At 62.4% G+C, this 24899-nt stretch carries 21 protein-coding genes; 4 read left to right on the forward strand and 17 right to left on the reverse strand.

The window, feature by feature from the left end:
* Positions 1 to 4: 4 nt before the first annotated feature.
* From RYH70_RS11970 to RYH70_RS11995, 6 genes are all read right to left on the reverse strand, one after another.
* On the reverse strand, positions 5 to 1738 hold the full coding sequence (locus RYH70_RS11970; protein ID WP_080531122.1) for an AMP-binding protein: 1734 nt from the start codon (positions 1736 to 1738) through the stop codon (positions 5 to 7).
* Between the two features lie 387 nt (positions 1739 to 2125).
* Positions 2126 to 2368 carry a YdcH family protein gene (locus RYH70_RS11975; protein ID WP_080531123.1) on the reverse strand — a complete coding sequence of 81 codons (243 nt, stop codon included), beginning with the start codon at positions 2366 to 2368 and terminating at the stop codon, positions 2126 to 2128.
* 203 nt (positions 2369 to 2571) lie between these two features.
* Positions 2572 to 3405 carry a co-chaperone DjlA gene (djlA, locus tag RYH70_RS11980; RefSeq protein WP_022995956.1) on the reverse strand — a complete coding sequence of 278 codons (834 nt, stop codon included), beginning with the start codon at positions 3403 to 3405 and terminating at the stop codon, positions 2572 to 2574.
* Positions 3406 to 3444: 39 nt separating this feature from the next.
* A complete protein-coding gene (otnI, locus tag RYH70_RS11985) occupies positions 3445 to 4218 on the reverse strand; it encodes a 2-oxo-tetronate isomerase (protein ID WP_317009186.1) in 774 nt (257 codons plus the stop codon).
* A 335-nt stretch (positions 4219 to 4553) separates the two neighbouring features.
* Positions 4554 to 6467 (reverse strand): cytochrome c/FTR1 family iron permease, encoded by a 1914-nt coding sequence (locus RYH70_RS11990; protein ID WP_317009187.1) that lies wholly within the window; start codon positions 6465 to 6467, stop codon positions 4554 to 4556.
* 104 nt (positions 6468 to 6571) lie between these two features.
* Positions 6572 to 7240, reverse strand: coding sequence for a DNA-3-methyladenine glycosylase I (locus RYH70_RS11995; RefSeq protein WP_022995959.1), 669 nt, complete (start codon positions 7238 to 7240; stop codon positions 6572 to 6574).
* A gap of 108 nt (positions 7241 to 7348) precedes the next feature.
* Between RYH70_RS11995 and RYH70_RS12000 the strand changes: the two genes are divergently transcribed.
* The gene (locus RYH70_RS12000; protein WP_026949747.1) at positions 7349 to 8578 is read left to right on the forward strand and encodes a pyridoxal phosphate-dependent aminotransferase; all 1230 of its coding nucleotides are present in this window, start codon (positions 7349 to 7351) and stop codon (positions 8576 to 8578) included.
* Positions 8579 to 8684: 106 nt separating this feature from the next.
* Here RYH70_RS12000 and RYH70_RS12005 read toward each other — a convergent pair whose 3' ends face one another.
* Entirely contained in the window at positions 8685 to 9611 is a 927-nt protein-coding gene (locus RYH70_RS12005) for a class I SAM-dependent methyltransferase (protein WP_317009188.1), read from the reverse strand.
* Positions 9612 to 9799: 188 nt separating this feature from the next.
* On the opposite strand from RYH70_RS12005, the gene htpX reads away from it, so the two are divergent.
* A complete protein-coding gene (gene htpX, locus RYH70_RS12010; protein WP_022995962.1) occupies positions 9800 to 10696 on the forward strand; it encodes a protease HtpX in 897 nt (298 codons plus the stop codon).
* Positions 10697 to 10932: 236 nt separating this feature from the next.
* Entirely contained in the window at positions 10933 to 12024 is a 1092-nt protein-coding gene (locus tag RYH70_RS12015; protein WP_284455060.1) for a GGDEF domain-containing protein, read from the forward strand.
* Positions 12025 to 12136: 112 nt separating this feature from the next.
* Here the strand turns inward: RYH70_RS12015 and RYH70_RS12020 are convergent, their stop codons facing one another.
* Together RYH70_RS12020 and RYH70_RS12025 are read right to left on the reverse strand one after the other, a co-directional pair.
* Positions 12137 to 13288 (reverse strand): DUF1501 domain-containing protein, encoded by a 1152-nt coding sequence (locus RYH70_RS12020; protein WP_317009189.1) that lies wholly within the window; start codon positions 13286 to 13288, stop codon positions 12137 to 12139.
* A 1-nt stretch (position 13289) separates the two neighbouring features.
* Positions 13290 to 14708, reverse strand: coding sequence for a DUF1800 domain-containing protein (locus RYH70_RS12025; protein WP_284455062.1), 1419 nt, complete (start codon positions 14706 to 14708; stop codon positions 13290 to 13292).
* 193 nt (positions 14709 to 14901) lie between these two features.
* Between RYH70_RS12025 and RYH70_RS12030 the strand changes: the two genes are divergently transcribed.
* Positions 14902 to 15441, forward strand: a complete 540-nt coding sequence (locus RYH70_RS12030; protein WP_317009190.1) for a YecA/YgfB family protein — start codon at positions 14902 to 14904, stop codon at positions 15439 to 15441.
* A gap of 165 nt (positions 15442 to 15606) precedes the next feature.
* On the opposite strand, the gene RYH70_RS12035 is transcribed toward RYH70_RS12030, so the two are convergent.
* From RYH70_RS12035 to RYH70_RS12070, 8 genes are all read right to left on the reverse strand, one after another.
* On the reverse strand, positions 15607 to 16377 hold the full coding sequence (locus RYH70_RS12035; RefSeq protein ID WP_026949743.1) for a TenA family transcriptional regulator: 771 nt from the start codon (positions 16375 to 16377) through the stop codon (positions 15607 to 15609).
* Between the two features lie 295 nt (positions 16378 to 16672).
* On the reverse strand, positions 16673 to 18697 hold the full coding sequence (locus tag RYH70_RS12040) for a transglutaminase family protein (RefSeq protein ID WP_317009191.1): 2025 nt from the start codon (positions 18695 to 18697) through the stop codon (positions 16673 to 16675).
* A complete protein-coding gene (locus tag RYH70_RS12045; RefSeq protein WP_317009192.1) occupies positions 18697 to 19641 on the reverse strand; it encodes a DUF58 domain-containing protein in 945 nt (314 codons plus the stop codon). Before RYH70_RS12045 ends, RYH70_RS12040 begins: the two co-directional genes overlap by 1 nt.
* Positions 19642 to 19666: 25 nt before the next feature.
* Positions 19667 to 20575: an AAA family ATPase gene (locus RYH70_RS12050; protein ID WP_014994963.1), complete on the reverse strand. Its 909-nt coding sequence runs from the start codon at positions 20573 to 20575 to the stop codon at positions 19667 to 19669.
* A gap of 93 nt (positions 20576 to 20668) precedes the next feature.
* Positions 20669 to 21880, reverse strand: a complete 1212-nt coding sequence (locus RYH70_RS12055) for an O-succinylhomoserine sulfhydrylase (protein ID WP_317009193.1) — start codon at positions 21878 to 21880, stop codon at positions 20669 to 20671.
* 17 nt (positions 21881 to 21897) lie between these two features.
* Positions 21898 to 23421, reverse strand: coding sequence for an amidophosphoribosyltransferase (gene purF / locus RYH70_RS12060; RefSeq protein WP_022995969.1), 1524 nt, complete (start codon positions 23419 to 23421; stop codon positions 21898 to 21900).
* A 15-nt stretch (positions 23422 to 23436) separates the two neighbouring features.
* Positions 23437 to 23937 (reverse strand): CvpA family protein, encoded by a 501-nt coding sequence (locus RYH70_RS12065; protein ID WP_026949739.1) that lies wholly within the window; start codon positions 23935 to 23937, stop codon positions 23437 to 23439.
* Between the two features lie 248 nt (positions 23938 to 24185).
* Positions 24186 to 24827, reverse strand: a complete 642-nt coding sequence (locus RYH70_RS12070) for an SPOR domain-containing protein (protein WP_022995970.1) — start codon at positions 24825 to 24827, stop codon at positions 24186 to 24188.
* Positions 24828 to 24899 lie beyond the last annotated feature (72 nt).

The raw sequence follows: 24899 nt of genomic DNA on the forward strand, positions 1-24899 counted from the left end.
CGTATCAGTGGGGGTGATTTTTTCGGTTCAGTTCCTCCAACAATTGCTGGCGCAACTTGTATTTCTCGATCTTGCCCGTGGGCGTCAACGGCATGCTCGGCACGATACGGATATGCCGGGGGACCATGTATTTCGGCATGACCTCGTGGCAATGTTCCCGTATCGAATCGACTTCCAGAGCCAGGCCTTCGACCGCTTCTATGAACACACCGATATCCTCCTCATGGCCCTCCCTGGCCGGCACCGGAATGGCCGCGGATACTTGAATTGCCGGGTGGGTGTTGATCAGGTCCTCCACTTCATAGGAGGAGACGTTTTCTCCCCGCACGCGCAGGTACCCTCCCATGCGATCCACGAAGAAATAACAACCCTGTTCATCCCGATAGCAGGCGTCTCCGGTGTGAAACCAAAGGTTGCGGAACGCCTCCAGGGTTTTCTCCGGTTTGTTGAAGTACTCGCGGATGATCAGCGAGGGAAATCGCGGCCGAAATGACAACTGCCCAACCTGGCCCGGCGCACAAGGCTGGTCGTTTTCGTCCAGGATGGAGGCTTCCAGCAAAGGAGACGGGCGCCCCATTAGCCCTTTGGGGATATCCTTGGTGCCATCGACAATCAGCGCGTCCAGTTCAGCAGCGGCGGCTCTGACGTCTTGCTTGGATAGCCCTTTGTAGAGTGGCTCGGGCGTACCGGCCTGGTCACCAAACTGATCGATCACCACCAGAAATCCGGCGCCGGTTTCGGTCTGGCCAAAGCCGGCGGTGACGAAATCGAAACCAAAGCGTCTCGCCACCTCACGGTTGGAGGGGGGCAACGGTTGCATATGGACTTTGTTGAGCGTGTTGTGGCGGTCATCGGACCGCTCGGGGGCGCTCATAAGCCAGGGCACCATGACATCCAGCAGGACACATGCGGTGGCCTGGCAGCGTTCGATCCGCTGCCAGAATTGGGAGGGACTGAATCGATCCCACAGCCCGACGGTGTTGCCGTGCCAAACCGCCCGGACGAACTGGGAAAAGGCGCCGCCGACATGATAAAGCGGCAGGTCGCAGTACAGCACGTCGTCGGCGTTGTTGAAGGCGCGCGGCAGGAAGTTGTACTGATTCATCCAGCGGAAGCTTTGCACCACCCCTTTCGACGGCCCGGTTGTGCCGGAGGTATAGATGATGTTGGCCACGTCGTCATAACCCCGCGACACGGCCACCGGCTCCATGGGGGACGATATCAAGGCATGAAAATCCCGCACGCTTTCCCGCGACAACCCGGCCGGCAGGCTCGCGCCCTGATCATCGTGATCACCGGCTTCGGGGTGATAGACCACATAATGGGGAATGGTGATATCAGCGAGCACCTCGTCCACCGCCGGGGCCAGATTGACATCAACGATGAGGACCTTGGGGGCGGTGTCCCGTAACTGATAGCTGAGCAGCCGCCCTTTATAGTTGAAGTTCACCGGAGCATAGACCGCTCCGGCGCGCCAGATGGCGAACATGCTCAGAGCCGCCATCAGGGAATTGCGCGTCAATACCGACACCCGGTCGTCGGCGGTCACACCCAGGCCCGCCAGCCCCGCGGCCAGGGCATCGCTCTTTTCCTTGAACGCCTTGAACGACAGCGAGACATCGTCCTCGCCGTAATAAATAAAGGTCTTCTCCGGATGCCTCTCGACACAGGCGTCCAGCCTGTCCAACACCATGTCGCCTTCCGCCAACAGACGTGAGAATGCAAGATCCGGCTGCATCGCCCGCTCCTTCGTTGTTGTGTCGGTTGTTGTTTGTCTTATCCGTCTTTTTTACATCAAAGAACATTTTCTATTTTTTATAGAAAATACAAAATAAGTCAAGTCCATTCACTTAGCCACGGAGTTCGGCACGGGAAAGTGAATGCGGGAGTAGCGGAAACAGGTCGCAGAACCCGCGCCGTTGGGGAGAACAGCCAACGCGGGAGCGAATGAGCGGGGAGCCGCAAGCCGCCTCGCCACGGAAAAGACGGCGGAGCGGCCGTGGGAAGCTGGCTTGCCAGCGAATTGCCAACAGCGGGGCAAGCCATTCGCGGCCAAGGCCGCTCCCACGGCGGCTTCGTAGCGCAATCCATGGAAGTCAGCCCGCTGGCGGATCGCGGACCGGCGTCAGGCGCCGTTAAGCAAGCGTTTCAGGATCTGGTCCTTGAGGTGCAGCCGATGGCGTTTCAGCGCTTCCATTTCGTCGTCGCCGATGGGGCTTTCGCGCAGTTCCAGGCCACGAATCTGTTTATCGAGTTTATCGTGTTCCTGGATTTGGGAGCGGAACCCCGGATCGCCGCGGGCCAGGTCGTCGATCCGGGCGTGGTGTTCAGGAAATTCGTGGTGAATGCTGTGTATCTCGCCAAGCATGTCGGTCCCTCATCAACGGGCGGTCGCAAGGACGGGCGGGTCTCTCCAACGCTAACCCAGGGCCCGGAGCCTGTCGAGAGGTCCAGAAGCCCCTGAGAAACGTCATGCCGGACTTGATCCGGCATCCCCCGTTACTAAATGCCCCCCTCCGGAGGGAGATCCCGGGTCAAGCCCGGGATGACGCGGTATTCTCCAGAGGCTCGCTAGAACCCCCGGGCGGTCTTGATCATTTCGTAGGCCTTGCTGATTTCCGCGGTTTTTTCCGTGGCCATGCGGATCATTTCCTCCGGCACGCCGCGAGCCGCCAGCTTATCCGGGTGATGCTGGCTCATCAGCTTGCGGTAGGCCCGTTTGATTTCCTGATTGGAGGCGGAAGGTTCCACCCCCAGCACGCCGTAGGCCTCATTGATGGAGGGGCGGCTGGCGCCGGGCTGGCCGCTCCCGGCACCACCAGCGCCGCCGCCGGCTCCGGCGAAGCGGGCCTGGGCCAACAGCATGTTGAGGATCTGACGGAACTGGTCCGGCGGCACCCCGAGCCCGTTGGCCACCCGGATCAGAATCCGTTCTTCCTCCGGTTTCAGTTCTCCGTCCGCCAGACAGGTCTGGAGCAGGATTTCCAGGAACACCAGCACCAGATGGCGGCGGTGACGAATGCGCTGCCGGAACTCCGCCACGGTGGCGTCCAGGGGAAAGTCCGGCGCCTTGCCCCGGTTGAAGCAGTCGATGGCGTGACGGCGCTGTTCCGGATTCAGTTGCATGCGCGCCATCACCGCCTCGGCGTGCTGGATCTCGGTGCGGCTGACCTGGCCATCGGCCTTGGCCAGATGCCCCATGATCGAGAACACCGCCGACATCAGCGCATCCTGCACCTCTTCCTTCTCACCGGGCCGGTACGGCCGGAATGGGTTGAACGACTGCACCCGTTCCACGCCGCGATCCAGGAAGTGTCCGATCAACACTCCCACCGCCAGACCGATGGGGCCGCCCACCAGCATACCGAGCAGACCGACAATGATCTTGCCACCCCAACTTCTCATAAAGACTCGCTTGCTCCTGTCCTTAGTTGTGCCCGCGGGTTAAACCTGCAGCCAGCCTAGGCTGTCCCGGGTGTGCCCCAGGGGCCGGTATTCGGCGCTGACCCAACCCTGATAACCAATCTGGTCCAACCGCGCGAACAACTCCGCCAGCGGCATTTCGCCGCTGCCCGGCTGATGGCGGCCGGGGGCATCGGCGAACTGTACATGCCCTATATGGGGCCGCAGGCGGGAAAGGGAAGCCGCCACCGCCTCGCCCATCACCCAGGCGTGGTAAAGATCGTACTGCAAACGCAGATTGGGCCGGTCCGCCGCCGTGATCGCGGCCAGCGCCTGGTCGCTGGTGGCAAGAAAGAAACCCGGCATGTCCACCCGGGTGTTGATCGGCTCCACGGTCACTTCCCTGCCCTGCTCCGCCAGTTGATCAGCGGCGTAACGCAGATTGTGGACCAGCGTTTCGAAGCAGTGTTCCGGATCGGCGTCCGGGGAAGGGATGCCGGCCAGACAATTGACCCGTGGACAGTCCAACGCTTCGGTATAAGCCAGGGCCCGCTCCACGCCATCGCGGAATTCCGCTTCCCGGCCGGGCAAGGCGGCCAGACCACGGTCGCCAGCGCCCCAGTCCCCCGCCGGCAAATTGAACAGCACCTGCCGCAGATCGTGCTCGCGCAGACACTCCGCCAGCACCGTCGGCGCCCATTCATAGGGAAACAGACACTCCACGCCCTTGAAGCCGGCCCGGGCGGCGGCACCGTAGCGCTCCATAAAGGGGTATTCAGTGAATAGCAGGGTCAGATTGGCGGCGAAACGGGGCATGCGGGAATTCCCAGACCAAAGCGCCGCCATAGGTTACCCGATCCGTTCCGGGCCTAAAATACAATCGCGCCCCTCAGTTGTTGAACCACCCGCTTGCACGCCGATTCGCTGGCAAGCCAGCTTCCCACAGCGGCTCGATCCGTTCCGCCGCACAAACAAATCGCGGCCCGTGTGGACCGGACTTCTGTGGGAAGCTTGCTTTCAAGCGAATATTGCCAAGCGCTTGAGAGAATCCCATTCGCTTGCAAGCAAGCTCCCACAGCGGCTAAAGATCAGGCCTTTTGTCTTTTTGTTTTTCGCTGTCAACTGTCCACTGTCAACTATCAACTGCTCTTCTAGCTGCTTTTCGCCTGCCCCCGGCTACGCAGCCACATCAGCACCGCCAGTACGATCGCCGCGGCCTGAGCCAATGCCCCCTGAATAGTGGGGAAGAAGCCCAGCCATTCAATGGTGGGCAACGGCAGATAGCGGGCGTTCAGGATGCCGGCTTCCTGCAGCGCGGCCACGCCCTTGCCGAGCAGAATCACCGACAATACCAGCAGCACCACACTGGTGGCCTTGAAGAACAGCCCCAGCGGCAGCTTCATGCCGATGCGGAAGATCAACACACAGACCACGGCCAGGGCCACCACGGCGGCACCGAAACCATAGAACAGGTAGGACTGGGTCGCCGCGGTCACCTGGGTCCACAGCGCCTGGTAGAACAGGATGGTTTCGAACATCTCGCGGTACACGGAGATGAACGACACCACCGCCAGGGCCCATACCGTGCCGCCATCCAGAGCACTGTCGACTTTGTTCTTGATGTAACCCAGCCACTTCTGGCTCTGGCTGTTGTTGTGCATCCAGAAACCGACGTAGAACAGAATCACGGCGGCGGCGATACCGGCCACGCCCTCGGTGATTTCCCGGGTGGCGCCACTCAGGTTGATCAGAGTGGAAGCCACGTACCAGGTGGCGATACCGGCCGCCAGAGCCAGCACCCAGCCGTAATGAATGTAACGGGTGGCGGTCTTGGCGTCGGCTTTGCGGGTGAAGGTCAGCAAAGCGGCGATGATCAGCAGCGCTTCCAGCCCTTCCCTGAACAGGATGAAGAAGCTGGCGGAGAAAGTAGCGGCGGCGCTCAGGCCATCACCACTGAGGATGCCCTCCGCTTCCTGCAGACCAGCGCGGGCCTGGGCCACCCGGTCACTGACTTCCGCTTCCGGCAAGCCACGCTCGATGCCTTCGCGCACGGCCATGAAGCGGCGTTCGATGCCCCGCATGACGGCCGGATCCACGGCGGAGAGCTGCTGCTCGATCATTTCGAAGCCGTCCAGGTAGGCGGACAACGCGGCGGCGCGGGCGGCACCGGTATCGCCGGCGGCGTAGGCCTGCTCGGCTTCCGACAATTTACCGTCACTGATCTCGATGAAGCGGTTCTGGCTGAACAGCGCCTGGGGCTCGGTGCGCAGGTAACCGGCGGCGTCATAGGCCTGGTCACCCAGCTGATTGCGCACGTCTTCCGGCGCCTTGGCGATCACCGCGTCCAGGGTCAGAGCGGTTTTCAACTCCTGCTCGTTATTGATGGCGGTCTTGCCGCTGGCGGCCATGTCCGGGGTCACCGCCATGCTGCCGACATAGAAGGCCAACGCCCAGCGGTCGGCTTCACTCAGGGTCTCTTCATAGGCGGCCATGCCGGTGCCTTCCACACCGCCGGTGATGGTGGTGTACAGACCCAGCAGGGAACGGCCTTCATAACGGGCCAGTTCATGGAAATCGGTGGGCGCCGGCTCCAGCGCGGCACCAGCGGGGCCATCACCGCGCCCATCCGGGCCGTGACACAGGGCACAGGTGCTTTGATAAACCTCCGCGGCCCGCGCCATATCCGGCGCCGCCTTGGGCATCACCGGGATGCCGTAGACGTCCACCAGGGTACCGCGTATGGACTGGGCCAGGGCTTTCACCTCGGCTTCCGGCGCTTTGCCCGCCACCGCCTGTTGCAGTGCGGCGGCCTGCTCCAGCAGGGTGTCCCGGCCTTCCACGTCGTCCAGTTGACCGATCCCTTCATGCAGCAGTCGGGAGAACTCTTCCATCTCCGCGTATTCTTCGTCGCTGACGATGGTGCCGTCCTGCACCGCATTGATGTAGTCGGCGCCGACGTACTCCACCAATTGCACCAAAGCGGTCTGGGAGGCGGCCTGAGCCAGGGATGACAGCAAAAACAGTACAACGAAAGCGCTCAGCCAGCGCTGAAGGGTTCTGGTCATGAGATAAGGAGCCCGAAAGAAAGCAGAATTATTCTCATTTATGGTCGCGCTCCGATGCGCAAAAGTCAAAGTGTTCTTCTCTGCTTTGCGATCTTTACTTTGGCTTATCCCACGGTGAAGGCCAGAATCTTGCTGATGTGCGCCTGGGGACGGCCGGATTCCTTTTGCCATTGGTTGAACGCGGCCTGGGCGGCGGCCTGATCGCGCTGGCTGACCGGCGGCTTGTCGATGATGCGATGGGACTTGAGCACGGCGATGACATCGTTGGTGGGGTACCAGGTATCGCGGCCGACCATGCGCAGAAAGGCGGCGCCGGAATTACCACCGAGCTGTTTGCCGCGCTTCTTCAGCAACTGCCACATGCCGACGGTGTCCTCCTCGGGCCAGCCGGCCAGCCAGCGCCCTACTCCGCCGTATTCCTTGCGCAGGTCCAGCACCAGTTGCGCGTTATGGCGAATCGCTTTCATCTTGCCCCAGTGCCGGATCAGGCGGGTGTCCTGCATGCGCTCTTCCAGCATGGTGTCGGGCATCAGCACCAGTTTCTCCGGATCGAAACCGAAGAACGCCTGTTCGAACGCTGGCCACTTGGCGTCCACCAGACTGTGCGTAAGACCGGCCCGGAACACACGACGGGTCATGGCGGAGAAGTAAAAGGCATCGTCCGGTTTACGCAATTGCGCCGGCGTTTTCACTTCCGGCAGCGCCGCCTCCACCGCTTTGAGGCCGCCCTTGCGGTTGACCGCCAGGGCCATCAGTTCCTCGAACTTGATCATGGTATTGCTTCTCCTCTATTGGGGCCGCCCCTTCATATACAGCATTTCCGCGCCCATGTAGAATCGGTTCCCATTCTTCTGTTTCGCGGATCAGGGCGAGAGATCTCCATGAGCGGTTATCCTTTCAGGATCGGTAAGTCGGACAAACTCAAAGGTGTTTGCTATGACATTCGCGGTCCGGTGCTGCGTGAGGCGCATCGGCTCGAGGATGAAGGCCACCGGGTGATCAAACTGAATATCGGCAACCCCGCGCCGTTCAGTTTCGAGGCACCGGAAGAACTGCTCCAGGATGTGATCCATAATCTGCCCGACGCCACCGGCTATTGCCACTCCAAGGGCCTGTTCCCGGCCCGCAAGGCGGTGATGCAGTACAGCCAGACCAAAGGCATTCAGGACGTCTCGGTGGACGACATCATTATCGGTAATGGGGTCTCCGAGCTGATCGTGATGGCCATGCAGGCCCTGCTCAATAACGGCGACGAGGTACTGCTGCCGGCGCCGGACTATCCGCTGTGGACCGCCGCGGTGCGCCTCTCCGGCGGCAACCCGGTGCATTACCTGTGCGACGAAAAGCAGGACTGGCACCCGGCCCTGGACGATCTGCGCTCGAAAATCACCGACCGCACCCGTGCCCTGGTGATCATCAATCCGAACAATCCCACCGGTGCCAACTACGACCGCGCCCTGCTGGAAGACATGCTGCAGATCGCCCGCGAACACAACCTGATCGTGTTCGCCGACGAGATCTACGACAAGATCCTCTACGACGAAGAGAAACACACTTCCATCGCTTCCCTGGCGGACGACCTGCTGTTCATTACCTTCAACGGCCTGTCCAAGAATTACCGCGCCGCCGGCTTCCGCTCCGGCTGGATGATCATCTCCGGCGCCAAGCATCTGGCGGAGAGCTACATCGAGGGTCTGGAGATGCTGGCCAGCATGCGCCTGTGCGCCAATGTGCCCAGCCAGAACGCGATCCAGGCGGCGCTGGGCGGATACCAGAGCATCGATGATCTGGTGGCGCCGGGCGGGCGGCTGTGCCGGCAGCGGGATATTGCCTGGGAAATGCTCAGTGCCATTCCCGGGGTCAGTTGCGTCAAGCCCAAATCCGCCCTGTATCTGTTCCCGCGGCTGGATCCGAAAGTGTTCCCGTTCCAGGATGACGAGGCCTTTGCCCTGGATCTGCTGCGCGAGGAACACGTCCTGATCGTTCAAGGCACGGCCTTCAACTGGCCGGACCCGGACCACTTCCGGGTGGTGTTCCTGCCCCGGGTGGACGACCTCGAAGACTCCATCGGCCGCATCGCCCGTTATCTGGATCGCATTCGCAAGAAGTAGGTTCTTTCTTACAACGCATTCGCTGCCAAGGCAGCTTCCCACAGCGGCTTCGTGGCCCCCCGCTGTGGGAAGCTGGCTCGCCAGCGAATTCGGCCCCGCCAGCCGCTCACTCCACCGCCGGCCGCCGATAACGATAATGCAGCACTTTCAATGCCGGCTCCGCGGCTTCATCGAAGCCCGGCGCTCCCGGCAGTACCGCCTCCAGAACGGCGCCCGGCAATCGCTCCGCCACCCGCGCCTCGATCCAGTCCCGCCCCAGCCAGGGCGCGTTCAGACACACCAGCAGTTCCGCCTCCGGCGCCAGCAGCTTGGACAGCCGCTCCAGCACCTTGGGGTAGTCCTTCTCCACCATGAAGCTGCCGCGCTGGGCGCTGGGCGGGTCCACCACGATCAGGTCATAGCGGCCCAGGCTATGCAGCTTTTTCCAACTACGGAAGATATTGTGCGGCAGATAGTGCACCCGGGCGTCGGCGAAGCCGTTGGCGACCTGATTCTCCCGCCCCAGGGCCAGCGCCGGCGCGGACAGATCGATGTTCACCACCGATTCGGCGCCGCCGGCCAGCGCCGCCAGTGAGAAAGCGCAGGTAAAACTGAACAGATTCAGCACTTTCTTGCCCGCCGCCCGCTCCCACAGCCAGCTCCGCCCGGGCGCCATATCGGCGAAGAACCCCAGATTCTGGCCCCGTTCGAAATCCAATCGGTAACGCAGGCCCCCTTCATGGGCCCAGTGCGGTTCCGGCACAGCGCCGGTGATCACCCGGGTCAGGGCCGGCCGGCGATGACGATGCTGAAACACCAGGGTGTCACAATCCAGTTCCGGCAGGGCCGCCCGCAGCCGCTGTTCCAGCGCCTCCAGAGTGGCGGCGTCGTAATCGTCGAACAGGGTCGCCATCAACACCGGCGGGAAGCGGTCGAGAGTCAGTCCCTCCCAGCCAGGCAGGGTTTTGCCCCGCCCATGAAAGAGGCGGTGCCGGTGGTCCTTCGGGGGAACCAAATAGGGATCGAGCTGGTCAATGGAAAAGGAGTGGGTCATAGCCTGGGCATTCGCAGTCACGCCGGGAAAAGCGGGAGTATTCCGCTGCCGGACCTTGAAGGCAACCGCCCTGCCCCCATTTTCCATTGAAGTTTGCTCGATGTGGGGGCCCTCCACGTCGGGTACGCTGGTGTCCGGACATCGGACCCATCAGGGCCAACAACATCAGTCAGTGGAGAAACATACCGATGATGCGCATTGCGCTTTTCCTGCTCACTAACCTGGCGGTTATCGTGGTCGCCAGCATTACTTTGAGCCTGTTGGGGGTGAATTCCTACCTGGCACAAAGTGGCACCGGGTTGGATCTGACCAATTTGCTGATTTTCAGTGCTGTCTTTGGCTTCGCCGGCTCACTCATTTCCCTGCTCATTTCCAAGCCAATGGCGAAATGGTCCGCCAAGGTGCAAGTGATTGAGCAGCCCAGCAACGAAGCCGAGCGCTGGCTGCTGGCCACCGTCGATGAGCTGTCCCGGAAAGCGGGCATCAAGATGCCGGAAGTGGGTATCTTTCCCGCCCAGCAATCCAACGCCTTCGCCACTGGCTGGAACAAGAACGCCGCTCTGGTGGCGGTGTCTCAGGGGCTGCTGCAGCGCTTCCGTCCCGAGGAAGCCCGCGCGGTGCTGGCCCATGAAATCGGCCACGTGGCCAATGGCGACATGATCACCCTCAGCCTGATCCAGGGCGTGGTCAACACCTTCGTCATCTTCGCCGCCCGGGTGGTGGGCTACGTGATCGACAGCTTCCTGCGCCGCGACGGCCAGGGCGGCCTGGGCTTCGGCTACTACATCGTGGTGTTCGTGGCGGAAATCATCTTCGGTATCGCCGCCAGCGTCATCGTCATGTGGTTCTCCCGCTTCCGTGAGTACCGCGCCGATGCCTCCGGTGCCCAGTTGGCGGACCGCCGCGACATGATCGCCGCGCTGCAACGGCTGAAAGCGGAATCCGAAGTGCCGAACCAGATGCCCGACAGCCTGGTGGCGTTCGGTATCAACAGCGGCGTGCGCCGGGGACTCTCCGCCCTGTTCCGCTCGCACCCGCCGCTGGATGATCGGATCCAGGCGCTGAGCGACAAGCGCTACGGTTAAAGCAGTCTTTACCGACACATCATTCGCTGGCAAGCCAGCTTCCCACAGAAGGGCAACAAAGCCGCTGTGGGAAGCCGGCTTGCCGGCGAATAGCACATACCTCCCCCCTCCTTTTCCGCTTCCCCGCCTGCCCCGCTCCGTGTAGGGTGACGCTTATATAACTACTAACATGCCCAGGCACCCCGGCCTCACCGCCCCCGGGTGACCGTTGGCCGCTGTCTTTGAGTCGACATTCATTGGAACCCGGTTTTCGTTTGCTGCCCCGGGATCACCCGGATCGGGCCCTGCGCCTGCGCCGCCTGCTGATGGCGGTGTATTCCTATTTGCTGATGTGGGGCGGGCTGGCGATCGGCACCCGACTGGGCGCGGTGGCGCCGGATCTGCCCCATCTTCCTTTATTACTGATACTGCTGGCGATCAACGCGGTGTTTTTCGTGATGATCCGCAGCGGCTACAGCGAGCGTTTCAAGGACCCCAGCCTGACCGTGGCGCAAATGCTGGTGGGCATCGCCGTGATCACGCTGATTCTGCACTATGCACGGGAGCTGCGCGGCGCCCTGCTGTGCCTGTACCTGATGCTGATGACCTTCGGTGTGTTCTCGATTCACCGGCGCCGGCAGATCGCCATGGCGTTGGTGGCGCAAAGCGCCTTCACCTTGCTGCTGATCTACGAATGGCTGCTGCTGCCGGCTCAACGGCAGTTCACTCTGATGTTCAGTCACTGGGGTATTCTGGCGCTCACCCTGACCTGGTTCGTTTCCATGGGCGGCCACATTCAAAGCCTGCAACAGCGTTTCCGCGCCCAGCGCGAATCACTGCTGCAAGCCCATGACCGGCTCGCGCGCATCGCCGTGCGCGACGAGCTCACCGGCCTGTATAACCGCCGCCACTTTCTCGAACGGTTTGATGAAGAACTGAGCCGGATCAGCCGGGAGCCAGCACCGATGTATCTGGCACTGGTGGATCTGGACCATTTCAAGCCGGTCAACGATACCTACGGGCATCAGGCCGGCGACGCGGTGCTGCAGCGCTTCGCCAACGTCGCCAGCCACTGTCTGCGACGCACCGATGTGCTGGCTCGTTATGGTGGCGAGGAATTCGCCATTCTGTTTCCACGCAGCCACCATGAGGCCTGCCTGGCGGCCATCACCCGATTACGCGAACGGTTCGCCGAGGCGCGCTACGCCTTCGCACCGGACCTGCGGGTGACCCTCTCCTGCGGCCTCGCCGCCTACCAACCCGGCGACACCGCCCGCACCTTGCTGGAACGGGCCGACCAGGCCCTGTACCGGGCCAAGTCCGAAGGCCGCAACAGGGTCAGCGGGTAGGCATACCAACGCTTGTAGGAGCCTGCCCTGCAGGCGAATGGGCCTGGACCAAAAGATTCGCCTGCAAGGCTGGCTCCTACATCGTCATGGGGATGATGACGGCGATAAGGTCTTAAACCAGCCCGGACAAAGCCGCCACCCGGGCGCTGCCCGGAAAGATATCGTTATCCAGCGCTTTCTTGTCCAATCCAAGGTGATCACGTAGTACACCCTTGAACACCGCCCGGGTGTCATTGGCGGGCATCAGGTCACGGTCGTCACGCAGCTTGTTCAGTCCCGGCCAGTCACCCACCACGCCGGCGCTTTTAAGGCCGCCGCCGGCCAGCATTACCGTGCTACCGGTACCGTGGTCGGTACCCCTTGTGCCATTCACCGCCACGGTACGGCCAAACTCCGTGGCCACCAGCACCACAGTATGATTCCATTGCTTGCCAAGACTGTCCCGCAGCGCTTTCAGGCCGTTATCCAGCAGCCGCAGTTTACGCGCCAGCACGGCGTTTTGATTGGCGTGCGTGTCCCAACCGGTGTCTTGCACCATGGCCACCCGGGGGCCGTCCGGCTTCACCAGAAAGTTACCGGCCGCCTTCATCATGGCGACCAGATTACCGGCGCCACCCTGCTTCTCCGGCGCCACGTTTTGCGCTTCCAGGGCCTGCTCGAAGGCACCGCTGAGCCGCTTGTCACGGCCATAGCTGTCAGCCAGCCGTTGTGCCAGATTAGCGGGCGACAGTTTTCCCGGCGTCGGCGACCAGGTCATGAACGGCGCCGGGCCGCGCACCAGCAGAGGTTGCGCGGAGGCTATCGCCAGGCCCTGGCCTTGATGCCATTGCTCCACTACCCGATTGAGCCAACCCGAGCGGCTGCCATGGGGTTTGTCACTGCCGTTTTCCAGACAATCCTGAGCGTCGAAATGGGAGCGCCCCCGATAGGGCAAAGCGCAGGCGTGAACCACTGCGAACTGGCGCTGCTTGAACAGGCCGTGAGCAAAACCAAGGCTGGGATGCAAGGCAAAGCCTTCACTCATTGGCAAAGGTGCGTCCTTGCCGCCCGGCGCCCCCAGGTCCAGGCTGCCACGCAATTCCGCGAAACGTTTCTCGCCGGGAGCCGGCACTGCGGATAACCCATCCACCGCGCCTCGCAACAGCACCACCACCAGACGTTGCGGCGGCGCCGGTGAGGCCGCCAGAGTCAGGGAAGGCCACACCATCAGACTGGCGGAGCCGGCCAGCGCGGCACCAAGAAGTTGTCGCCGGGTTACTGCCATGTCATCTCCATTGAAATTCCGGACTGGCCAGCACCAGGGCCGCGCCCTGACGATGATTGGCGGCGGTACTGATGGCCAGGGAGGTTTCCTCACTGAGAGCGGGCCCGATGCTGGCCAGCGCCAGCTCCATGGGATCGATGTCCTTGTCCAGATAACGCCCGTAGCGCAGCGCCATCCACACCCGTTTCCATAATCCGTCGGCACCGATCCAGTCGCCGGCCCGGTCACCCCAACCGGCGGGTGCGCCAGGCTGGAAAGGCAGTTGCCCCAGCAGCTTCATCTCCGCGCGCCAACGTCCTCGTTTCACGTCGGGCTGATGATTCAGAGCCCGATGCACGGCGATCAGGTATTCATCCGGCCGGCGAAACTTGGGCGCGCCGGGTTGCCAGGCTTCTTCCGAGGTAAACAGCGCCCGGTACACCGGCAGCAACTTGCCCTGATGGCTCTGGTAAATGGATGCGAGCTTTTTCACCAATGCTTTGGGAGGCTCATCGGCGACAAAGTGCCGCGCCAGTTTGTGGGCAACGAAACCAGCGGTCTCCGGCCGGGAAGCCAGATGCCGCAACATGGACCGCCCCTGAACAGCTCCCTTTTGCTCGAAGTTCCGCCCCAACAAAACCCGTTCGCCCGGCTGATGCAGGCTGTTCACGAAGACACTGCCGTGCTCGCCCAGCTTCGGCGCTTTGCGTGATGCGAACCAGGGCCGCCAGCCGGTGATGCCGCGCGCCAGTTCCTCCACATCCTGCTGCTGATACCCGCCATCGACGCCGAGGGTATGCAACTCAAGGATCTCGCGTCCCAGGTTTTCATTGAGCCCGCGTTTGGGCTTGCCCTTTTTCTCCGCCATCTGATTTTGCCGCCGGCCCGCCGGAGAATCCGGGCCAATGGATTGTATATTGTCAAGATACAACAGCATCGCCGGATGCTGCTCCACCGCCAGCAGCATACTGGCGAAATCGCCACTCATTCCGGGACGGATCACTTCCCGTTCCATTGAGCCGGCCAGCAAACGTAACATCTGCTTTTCCGCCGACACCGTGAAGTGGTTGCTCCAGAACATCACCAGCCGTTCCATCACCGGCGACGGCGTCTCGCACTGCCAGGCGGCGCGCAGATTGACCTCGTCAAGCAGCTCCTGGCGAAAGGTCTGGCCAAAGCCGGGTTCGTCCGCCTCCCCATTATTCTTTTCTGCGGCTCTGCGTGCCGCATAAAAGCGCTGACGCCATTCGGTAAACCTCTTCTGATAGTCCTGACTATCCGGCAGCCTATCCAGCGCCTTACCGGCGGACGCCGGTTTCTCCAATTGCGCCAGCACCCACTCGCGCGGATCCCTGGCGACCTCCTCCAGCTCTCCAGGCCGCGCACCCAGGCCGAATCGATTGACGGCGATCACCGCTTGCTCTCTTCTCTTCCTCGTCATACTCGAATCCCTGGCCTCCTATCCGCTTCGAGTGCGCGCATCGGCATCGGTTTCCCCGTCCCCCTTCCGATACCAGGGAAAGCCGCACTGCCTCACATATTGACCGAGAACGAGACCTCAGTCCTGCCATCATGACGGGAATACTGCCTTCCTCCGCGCAAACCGGTATCCTTGCCCGCATGTGGAGGAATCTATGAGCGATGTCAGCAACCCGAGTCTCAAGCAAACCATCGAAGGGCATTTCGCCAGTGAGGGCGAGGACGCCCCTACCTGGGTGGAAATTCATGGCCTGACCTGCGCCCTGGCGGTGGGGCCCTACGGGGGCCCGGAGGATTTCAACACCGCTCTGGAAAGCGAGCTGCCCGAGCCGGTGCTGGATGCCTTGGTGTCGCTGCGCGGCCGTCTGCTGACCGGCCTGTACAATGGTGAACGCACCACCCTGCCGTGCCTGCTGGATCCCTATCGGGAAGAGGACGGCAATGATCTGGCCAGTTGGTGCGCGGGCTTCCTCGCCGGCGTGTTCCTGCGCGAGGAAGACTGGTATCAGGATCACGAAGACACCATGGCCAACTGGCTGCTGCCGGTGGTGTTGATCTCCGGCGTGGACGAGGACCCGTCCCTGGACGAGCTGTGGGAAAACTCCGCCGTGGTCCGACAAATGGCCGCCGGCCTGCCGGACCTGCTGGAAGAACTGGTGCTGCACTTTCATGGCGCGGATGGAAAAGATAGTTGACAGTTGATAGTGGACAGCTGACAGCGGAAAAATAAAAACAGATGACTTTGAATTGCTGTGGGAAGCTTGCTTGCAAGCGAATGGTATCGCTCAGGCGTTTGGCAATATTCGCTTGCAAGCAAGCTTCCCACAGCGGCTAAAGATCATCTCTTTTTTCGCTGTTAACTATTCATTGAACTCCGGTGTCTGCTCTTCCTCTCTTTCCCCGCCCATCCGATAACAATCGTCCAGCGCCAGCAGGTAGTATTCCAGCCCGCGGCGGGCGGCGGTAAAGGCGCGGCGGCGGGATTCCGGTTCCATCGCCACACGTTTGATCAGCTCCATGGCCTCATGGGGATGGGCGTCGTCGTAACTGGCATGGGCGCGTAACCAGGCCATGGTATGCCGGTTGATCTCCGCCACTCCCTGCTCCGCGTAATGGGTCATGCCTTTCACCACGCGCTGGCTCCATTCGCCGGTGGCCCATTCGATGGCCAGGTTGGTGGCGGCGATGCTTTCCTCCAGAGTGCCGCGCTCGCCGATGGACCAGAGGTAATGGTTCACCGCGTCCATGGCGGCGGGCGGCACGGTGTTCTCCAGGATGGATTGATCGATACCGAAGCCGGCGGCCCAGTCCTGATACCAATAGGCGTGCCGCTGCTCCACCTTGATGTTACCGATCAGCCAGTTCTTGCTTTCCTCGTGACCGGGGAAAATGCCCGGCCGGGTTTTGGCCAATGCCAGGCCCATGTATTTGGGAAAATTTTCCACCAAGGGATAGAAGTGCAGCAACGCGTCGCGAAACCGCTCTGGCGCCAAAGTCCCCTCACCCATTTCCACGAACAACGGATGCTCAACCACCTGGTCCTTGTACGGCACCAGCGCCTGCCAAAAGTGTTGCGCCCAGGGGTCGTGATCGGTGAGTTGCAGAGCTTCCTTATAGCGCGCGACGGACATGGTCTCCCCTTTTTGTCTGATCCTTTCCCATGATCATCAAGGCATAAAGACTACTGTGCTCTTGTTGCTTGCGCCAGGGGATGCCGGGATCCCGGAGAGATGAATTCAGAAGGTTGCTACAAGGTCGCTGTGGGAGCTTTGTCCGGGCGGCGGGCCGCTGCAGGCGAATACCTCACACCAGAGACCGCATTCGCCAGCAGGCTGGCTCCCACAGATTACCCTACAAAGCCGCTGCGGGAGCTTTGTCCGGGCGGCGGGCCGCTGCAAGCGAATGCCCTTGGATGCCCGATAAGAGTCAACGACACGCCTTCATCAAGCGCCGTCGTTGCCGGCGCAAAGCTCGCAACGCGCCGATGGACGGCGACGTGTCCTGTTGATAGGCCAGCCGTTCGAAGGTCTCCCGCCAGCTCAGCGCCGCCGGTTCCGCCGCCGGCCAGCGGCGCGCGATCCGCTCGCACAGTTGGGCGGCGGACAGGCGCTCCGCCCCCCGTACTCCGCGTTTGCTCAGCCCCCGGGCCAGCCGCCGGTATTCACGGGTCAGCGGCGTGGCGGAGCGGGGACCGCGCCCCCGGAACATGATCAGCGCCGTGGCCAGCACCAACAGTGCCGCCAGGGTCAGCAACAGCAACGCGAGCCGCCAGGGCGTCGCCGCGCCAAGCCAGCGGGACAGCCACTGGTTCTGGCGCTCCAGGTCATAACCCAGCACCCAGCTCTGCCAGCGGAATTCGAGCAGGTCCGCCCATTGCCGCAATTGAAACAGCACCGGCAAACGCCCGATACCATCGCCGGGAAGCCGGACCTCGCCGGCCTGGCTGAGGGAGCCGCGCAAGCCCAGTTCCACCCTTTCCGGCGCCACCGCCGCGGTCGGGTCCACTTCCACCCAGCCGCGCCCGGGCAGCCACACCTCGGCCCAGGCGTGGGCATCGTACTGACGGATCAACAGGTGCCGGCCCATGGGATTGGCTTCGCCGCCCTGATAGCCCCCCACAACCCGGGAAGGAATACCGGCGGCGCGCATCAGCACCACGAAGCTGCTGGCGTAATGCTCGCAAAATCCCCGGCGGGTATTGAACAAAAAACCGTCCACCACATCCGGGCCAACGGCGGGCGGGCTGAGGGTGTAATGAAACGGCTCGTCGCGGAACCAGTGCAAGGCGGCGCTCACCAGGGCGCTATCGTCCCGATATTGCCGGCGCCATTGGCTGGCCAGCTCACGGGCGCGCGGGAAACCCTGTTCCGGCAAACTCAACATCAACGCACGCTGATCCGGCGCCAGCGGTTCGGTCATTGGCACCCCGGTGTAACTGCGCACCCGATAGCGGAAATTACCGGTGACCGGTTCGGTGGCCACCAGGTGCCGGTCACGGGCCAGCACCAGACCATCGAACTCCGGCACCGGAGTATTGAGCGCGTACAGCCAGCGCCTCTGGCTCGGCGCCATGATCACCTGATAGTCCCAGTAAGGGCGGTCCGCGGCCCGCCGCAGCAGGTCCCGGTACCACAGTGGCGGCGTCCCCCGGCCGCTGTAGAAGGTCAGTTCATCACCCCAATCGTCCGGCCGCGCCTGGCTCCAGGTACGGCCATCGAACCAGCTGTAGGTCAGGCCACGCCAATAGCGCTGCCGGTAAGGCGGCACCTCGCCATCGAACTGCACGCGGAAGGCGATCGCGCTGGACTCGGCCAGATTGCTGACCTGCCCGGGCGCCATCGTGTCGCTCATGCCGGTTCGCGCCTGGCCCTGATCAGTATGCACGTTCCACAATGGCGGCAGCCGCGGCACCAGTACGAACAACACCACCGCCAACGGCACCGCCTGCAGTAATAGCACCGCCGCCTTGCCCAGATGCTGGCGCGAGCGCGCCTGGGAATCATTGTAGTGAATCCCCACCAGACTGGCGGTAAGCAGCAACAGACACAGGCAGACATAAAGAAAAACGAAGAATCCCTGCTGGAACAGCAGGATGGTGGCGCAGACGAAATAGCCGATGATGATCAGCACATAGGCGTCGCGGCGCCCCACCAGCTCCAGATACTTCAGGGCGAACAGGCTGGTAATCAGAGCGGTGCCCGCTTCCGGCCCGATCAGACGGCCGAAGCTCAGATAAATGCCGCCGACGGTGCCGAGTAACAGCAACACCCGTATCCATCGGCCCGGCAGCGGCGCCCGCTGACGATCCATCAGTGCCCGCCACAACAGGATCGCCAGCAACAACAGCACCTGCCAGAACGGTCCACGCAGCAGTTGCGGCAGGGAAATGGCGAGAATGGCGGCGGTCAGCCAGGGCCGGGCGTGACTGGGTACCTGATAAAGGCGGGCCATCAGCGCTGCCCTCCCTCGTTGCCGTGCAGCGCGAGCAGATCCAGAGCCCGCAGGCGATGTTCATCACCGCTGCCCGGCGCCAGTTCCATGGCGGGCAAGCGCAAACCAAAGGGTTGTCCGGCCTCGCTCAGCAGCAACACCCAATGGCATAGCAACGCCAGGCGTTGCTCCTCGGGCAGGCCTTCCAGACGGTCGTAGCCAAGCCAGAGCCGTTCGCCCTCCTCGGCGTCGAACAGTTTGGTGTTCATGCCGCGACCGCGCGCATAACCTTTCCAGTCCACCTGGCGAAGGGAATCCCCCAGCACGTAAGCGCGCAGCCCCTGGAGAGCTTCACTGCCGTGGCGGCCGGTGCCACCGGAACCGCCGCGGCCCTCCCAGGGCGAAGGGGCGTCCTCCCGGGGCCGGGGCCAGGCCAGACAATGATGTTCCAGCGCCACCAATGACCAGGCCCGCAGCAGGCCCAAGGGATAGCGGCTTTCCACCCGTAACCGCTGGGGCCGGACCGGGCCGCGCCGAGGCAGCGCCAGATTCAGCCACACGGTTTTTTCTTCTCCGGTTTCCAAACTGACTTCCTGGGCATCCTGCCCCGGCCAGCTCAACCACACACTGCGGTGCGGCTGTCCCCGCGACACCAGCACCACCGCCAGACCACCGTGCCCGCCGACAAAACCGTTGCGAGCGGCGCCGGCGCGCAGGGTCAGAGCGGAAAGATTGCGGAAAGTGTGCAGGATGCCCATCACAAACAAGGACACCATCAGGAAACACAGTGCCAGAATCAGATTGTTCTCGTAATTGACACCACCGAGAAACAACAGCAGCGCCACCACCAGATACAGCACACCATAGCCGCTGGGCAGAATGAAGATACGACGCTGATTCAACTGCACCTGATGGTCACGCGGCAGACGTCGGGCCAACCAGTTTTGCCAGGCGCGTTTTACCATGGCCGCCCTCCTTCGCTCGCGCCGGTCAGCGCACCACCGGCACGGTCTGCAACAGGGATTGGGTCATCGCCGCCACGTTGCCGCCTTCGCGGGGCTGCAGCCGGTGTTCCGCCACCGCCGCCCAGACCGACTGCACATCTTCCGGCAGCACATAGTCGCGACCGTGCAGCAACGCCCAGGCACGGGCGGCGCGCAGCAGTCCCAGGCCGGCACGGGGCGAAAGACCGGCGACGAAACGGCTGTCGGCACGGGTGGCGTCCAGCAAACGCTGTACGTAGTCGATCAGCTCCCGGGTGGCACGCAGTTGATCGACGAAGCGGCAAAGTTTCCGCAGCCCCGAAGGCTCAATCGCCGCTTCCAGTTGCCGTACCCGATCACGCTGGTCGCCGCCGGCAAGCAGATCCCGCTCCACTTCCGGCGACGGATAGCCGAGCGAAATGCGCATCAAAAAGCGGTCCAGTTGGGATTCCGGCAAGACGAAGGTGCCGGCCTGGGTCACCGGGTTTTGCGTGGCCACCACGAAGAAGGGTTCGGGCAGCGGCCGGGTCAGGCCATCCAGCGATACTTGCTGCTCTTCCATGGCCTCCAGTAACGCCCCCTGGGTTTTGGGCGTGGCGCGGTTGATCTCGTCGGCCAGCAGCAATTGCGTGAATACCGGCCCTTCCCGGAGGGTGAATTCACGGCTGTCCGGGTCGAATACGGAGACCCCGAGAATGTCCGCCGGCAACATGTCGCTGGTGAACTGAACCCGCCGGTAATCGAGCCGGAATACCCGCGCCAGGGCCTGAGCCAGAGTGGTCTTGCCCATGCCGGGCAGGTCTTCGATCAGCAAATGGCCGCCGGCGAGCATGCAGGCCAAGGCCAGTTTGATTTGTTCCGGTTTCCCCAATACCACCCGGCCCACCTGGGCCAGGGCTTTTTCCAGTGCCTGCATGGGTACGGCCTTGTCGTCGTTTTTTAAAACGGCGCTCCCCCCAATTCAGGAGCCCAAAAGAGGCTGGCTACACCCGATGTCGGATCTCTTCTCTCAAAACCCCAGCGTTTTCAGCCCCAGGGACAGATCCGCTTTCAGGTCCGCCAAGTCTTCCAAGCCTACCGCAATACGGATCAGGTTTTCCGTGATGCCGGCCCGTTGTTTGTCTTCTTCCGCCACCCGGCCATGGGTGGTACTGCCCGGATGGGTGATGGTGGATTTGGTATCGCCAAGATTGGCGGTGATCGAGATCAGCCGGGTGCCATCGATGAAACGCCAGGCGGCCTGGCGGTCCCGGTTACCATCGCTGTCTTCCACTTCGATCGCCAGTACCGCGCCGAATCCGCTTTGCTGACGCGCCGCCAGTTCATGCTGCGGATGGGATTTGAGTCCGGCGTAATGCACCCGCGCGATGCCCGGCTGCTGTTCCAGCCATTCGGCCAGCGCCAGTGTGTTGCGGGAATGGGCTTCCATGCGGATACCGAGGGTCTCCAACCCCTTGAGAAATACCCAGGCATTGAACGGGCTCATGCTCGGACCGGCGGAACGGACGAAACCGTGCACTTCATCCACCAGCATGGCCGGGCCCACCACGGCGCCGCCCAGGCAGCGTCCCTGTCCATCCAGGTATTTGGTGGCGCTGTGGATCACCAGATCCGCGCCGAGCGCCAGCGGCTTCTGCAAAGCGGGCGTACAGAAGCAGTTGTCGACGATAAGAATGGCGCCGTTGTCATGGGCCAGTTTCGCCAGGGCCGGAATGTCGCCGACTTCGGAGAGCGGATTGGACGGCGTTTCCAGGAACAGCACCTTGGTTTCCGGCCGGATCGCGGCGCGCCACTGCTCCAGGTCCGCCAGGTCCACCATGGTGGTCTCGACCTGGAATTTCTTCAGATAGCGATCGAACACCACGTTGGTGGTGCCGAACACACTGCGGGAGCTGACGATATGATCACCGGGAGCCAGCAACGCCAGGAAAGTGCTGCTGATGGCGGCCATGCCGGAGGCCAGGGCCACGCCCTTTTCCGCCCCTTCCATGGCGGCCAGACGCTGTTCGAACGCCGCCACCGTGGGATTGGTGAAACGGGAATAGACGTTGCCCGGTTCCTCGCCGGAGAACCGCGCCGCCGCCTGGGCGGCACTGTCATAGACAAAGCTGGAAGTCAGGAACAGCGGCTCGGAGTGCGACATCTGATCGGTACGCAACTGCGCCCAGCGAATCGCCAGCGTATCGGTATGCAGTTCGTTCGGATCAGAAAAGTCACTCATGATGTTCTCGGTTCACCTCAGTTGGAGTTGTGCAGGTCGATGACTTCGTTTTCCGCCAGGGCCCGGGCCTGCTCGCGAGCGGATTTGGCCAAGTCGTTGCGGCGCTGCTCCAGATTCTGGAGATAGTCCTGATCGATGTTACCGGCTAAATAGACGCCGTTGAACACGGAACAATCGAATTCCGTGATCCGCGAATTGCCTTCCTTGCAGGCGGACACCAGGTCCTCCAGATCCTGATAGATCAGGCGGTCGGCGCCGATGATCCGGCAGACTTCCTCGACACTGCGGTCGTGGGCGATCAGTTCATCGGCGGCGGGCATGTCGATGCCGTACACATTCGGGTACTGCACCGCCGGCGCGGCGGAGGCGAAGTAGACCTTGCGGGCACCGGCTTCACGCGCCATCTGGATAATCTCGTGGCAGGTGGTGCCACGCACGATGGAATCGTCCACCAGCAGCACGTTCTTGCCGGAAAATTCCAGCTCGATGGCGTTCAGTTTCTGGCGCACGGATTTTCGCCGCATCTGCTGGCCGGGCATGATGAAGGTGCGGCCAATGTAGCGGTTCTTGATGAAGCCTTCCCGGTACTTCACGTTGAGCCGGTTGGCCATTTGCAAGGCGGAAGTGCGGCTGGTGTCGGGAATCGGAATGACCACGTCGATGTCATGATCCGGCCATTCCCGCTCGACTTTCTCCGCCAGCTTTTCGCCCATGCGCAGGCGCGCCTTGTACACGGAAATGTCGTCCATGATGGAATCCGGACGGGCCAGATAAACATGTTCGAAAATACACGGGCTCAGCTGCGGATTGTCGGCGCACTGGCGGGTGTGCATCTGGCCGTCGGCGGTAATGTAAACCGCTTCACCGGGTTCCAGGTCCCGTTCCAGATGGAAGCCCAGGGAAGACAGCGCCACCGACTCGGAAGCCACCATGTATTCCGGCCCTTGCTCGGTGTCCTTCTTGCCGAAGCACACCGGGCGGATACCGTGCGGGTCGCGGAACGCGAGAATGCCGTAGCCGGTAATCATGGCGACCACCGCGTAGGCACCCTCCACCCGGCGATGCACCGCCGCCACCGCGTCGAAGATGTCGTCCGGCTCCGGCTGCAGCTTGCCGCGCAGTTGCAGCTCGTGGGCGAACACGTTGAGCAGCACTTCGGAATCGGAGGTGGTGTTAATGTGGCGCAGATCAGCACGGAAGATGTGTTCAGCCAGCGCCTCGGAGTTGGTCAGGTTGCCGTTATGCGCCAACGTGATGCCATAAGGCGAGTTCACATAAAACGGCTGCGCCTCGGCGGAACTGGAGCTGCCGGCGGTGGGGTAACGCACATGGCCGATGCCCATGTTGCCGACCAGCCGGCGCATATGGCGGTTACGGAACACGTCCCGCACCATGCCGTTGTCCTTGCGCAGAAACAGCCGGTCGCCGTCACAGGTAACGATGCCCGCGGCATCCTGTCCACGGTGTTGCAGGACCGTCAAGGCGTCGTAGATCGCCTGGTTCACATGGGAGTGGCCCACGATGCCAACAATGCCGCACATTTGCTTATCCTCGAGCTAGCTGGAGCTTGCGCTGATGTTGATGAGATAAGTGAGCAGATCCCCGGCCACCTGGCGGGTCCAGTTCTCCAGCATGACGAAATGCGGTACCAGTACCGACGCCTGCCACCAGGGATCCTCGATGAAAAGCTGGCGGCCCAGTGCGACCAGCACCACCACCAGCAGGACGCCGCGAATGGCGCCGAATACCATGCCCAGTAGCCGGTCGGTCCCGCTCAGGCCGGTGACCCGGACCAACTCGCCGAGCAAATGATTGATGAGCGCGCCGATCACCAGTGTCAGGACGAACAGCACACCAAACGCCACGGCCAAACGCAGACTGGGGGTCTCGATCTGATCCACCAGCAGCGCATCCAGCGCTGGGCTGAACAGCCGCGCCACCACGAAGGCGGCCACCCACGTCAGCAGAGAAAAGGCTTCCCGGGTGAAACCGCGGCGGAGGCTGATCAGGGCCGACACAGCGATGATGAACAGGATGATGCCGTCTGCCAGATTCAGAGTCATGAGATGGGGCGTGGGCGGAACAGGCGGCAAAGTTTACCAGAGCGTCCCGCGCTTGCCCATGGATGAACTTGAATGAACGTCATCGTCGGAGCCTATGTGTATAGGGGCATATTCGCTGGCAAGCCAGCTTCCCACAGCGGCTTTGTGGTACGAACTGTGGGAGCCAGCCTGCTGGCGAATCGGGCCTGCGGTGTTGGCACATTCGCTTGCAGGCAAGGTCCCACAAGCTCCCATAGAGATCACTAAGGCACGAAGGTGCGCACCAGGCCGTCGAGAGCGAAGCGCTTGTCATCGCGCAGGCGCTGTTTCATCGCCTCGGCGTCCTTACGCTGGATTTCCGGCCCCACGAACACCCGCTGCCATCGGTTGCCGTCCTGTTCCTGGGCGCGGAAATAGGCGTTGTAGCCCGCCTCGCGCAGCCGTTCCACCAGGGCCTCGGCATTGGCCTGATCACTGAAACTGGCCACTTGCACGGTGAAGCCCGAAGTCGGCAGGGTGCCGTTCCGTGCCGGGGCGGGCTCGGATTCCGGCTCGGGATCCGGTTGCGCCTGGGATTCCGGCTCGGGCTCGGTCTGCTCCTCCGGGGCCGGAGCCGCCTCGTCCTTGCCCCCCTGCTCTTCGGGCAATGGCTCTTGCAGTTCCGCCTGGCCGGCTTCGGCCACCGCCTGCTGGTCCGCTTCGATCTCCCGTTCCAGGCTTTCCTGCTCCTGTTCGTCGATGACCGGCTCCACCTCGGTGGTTTCCAGCGCCGGTGCTTCCGGCAAGGTCATATCCAACGCCACCCGGACCTGATCCGGAGAGCGCAAAACCAGAGGGGCAAGAATCGCCGCCAGCAGAAGCAGCAGCAACAGGCCAATCAAGCGGTGACGGGTGCGGGACTGCACGAACGAAGGCTCCTTGCGAATAAAAGGTCCAACAACGGGAGGGGCACGGACCCAGGCCGATCATCTCCGAGA

The sequence above is a fragment of the Alloalcanivorax xenomutans genome (genome assembly GCF_032810065.1).
GTDB lineage: Bacteria > Pseudomonadota > Gammaproteobacteria > Pseudomonadales > Alcanivoracaceae > Alloalcanivorax > Alloalcanivorax xenomutans.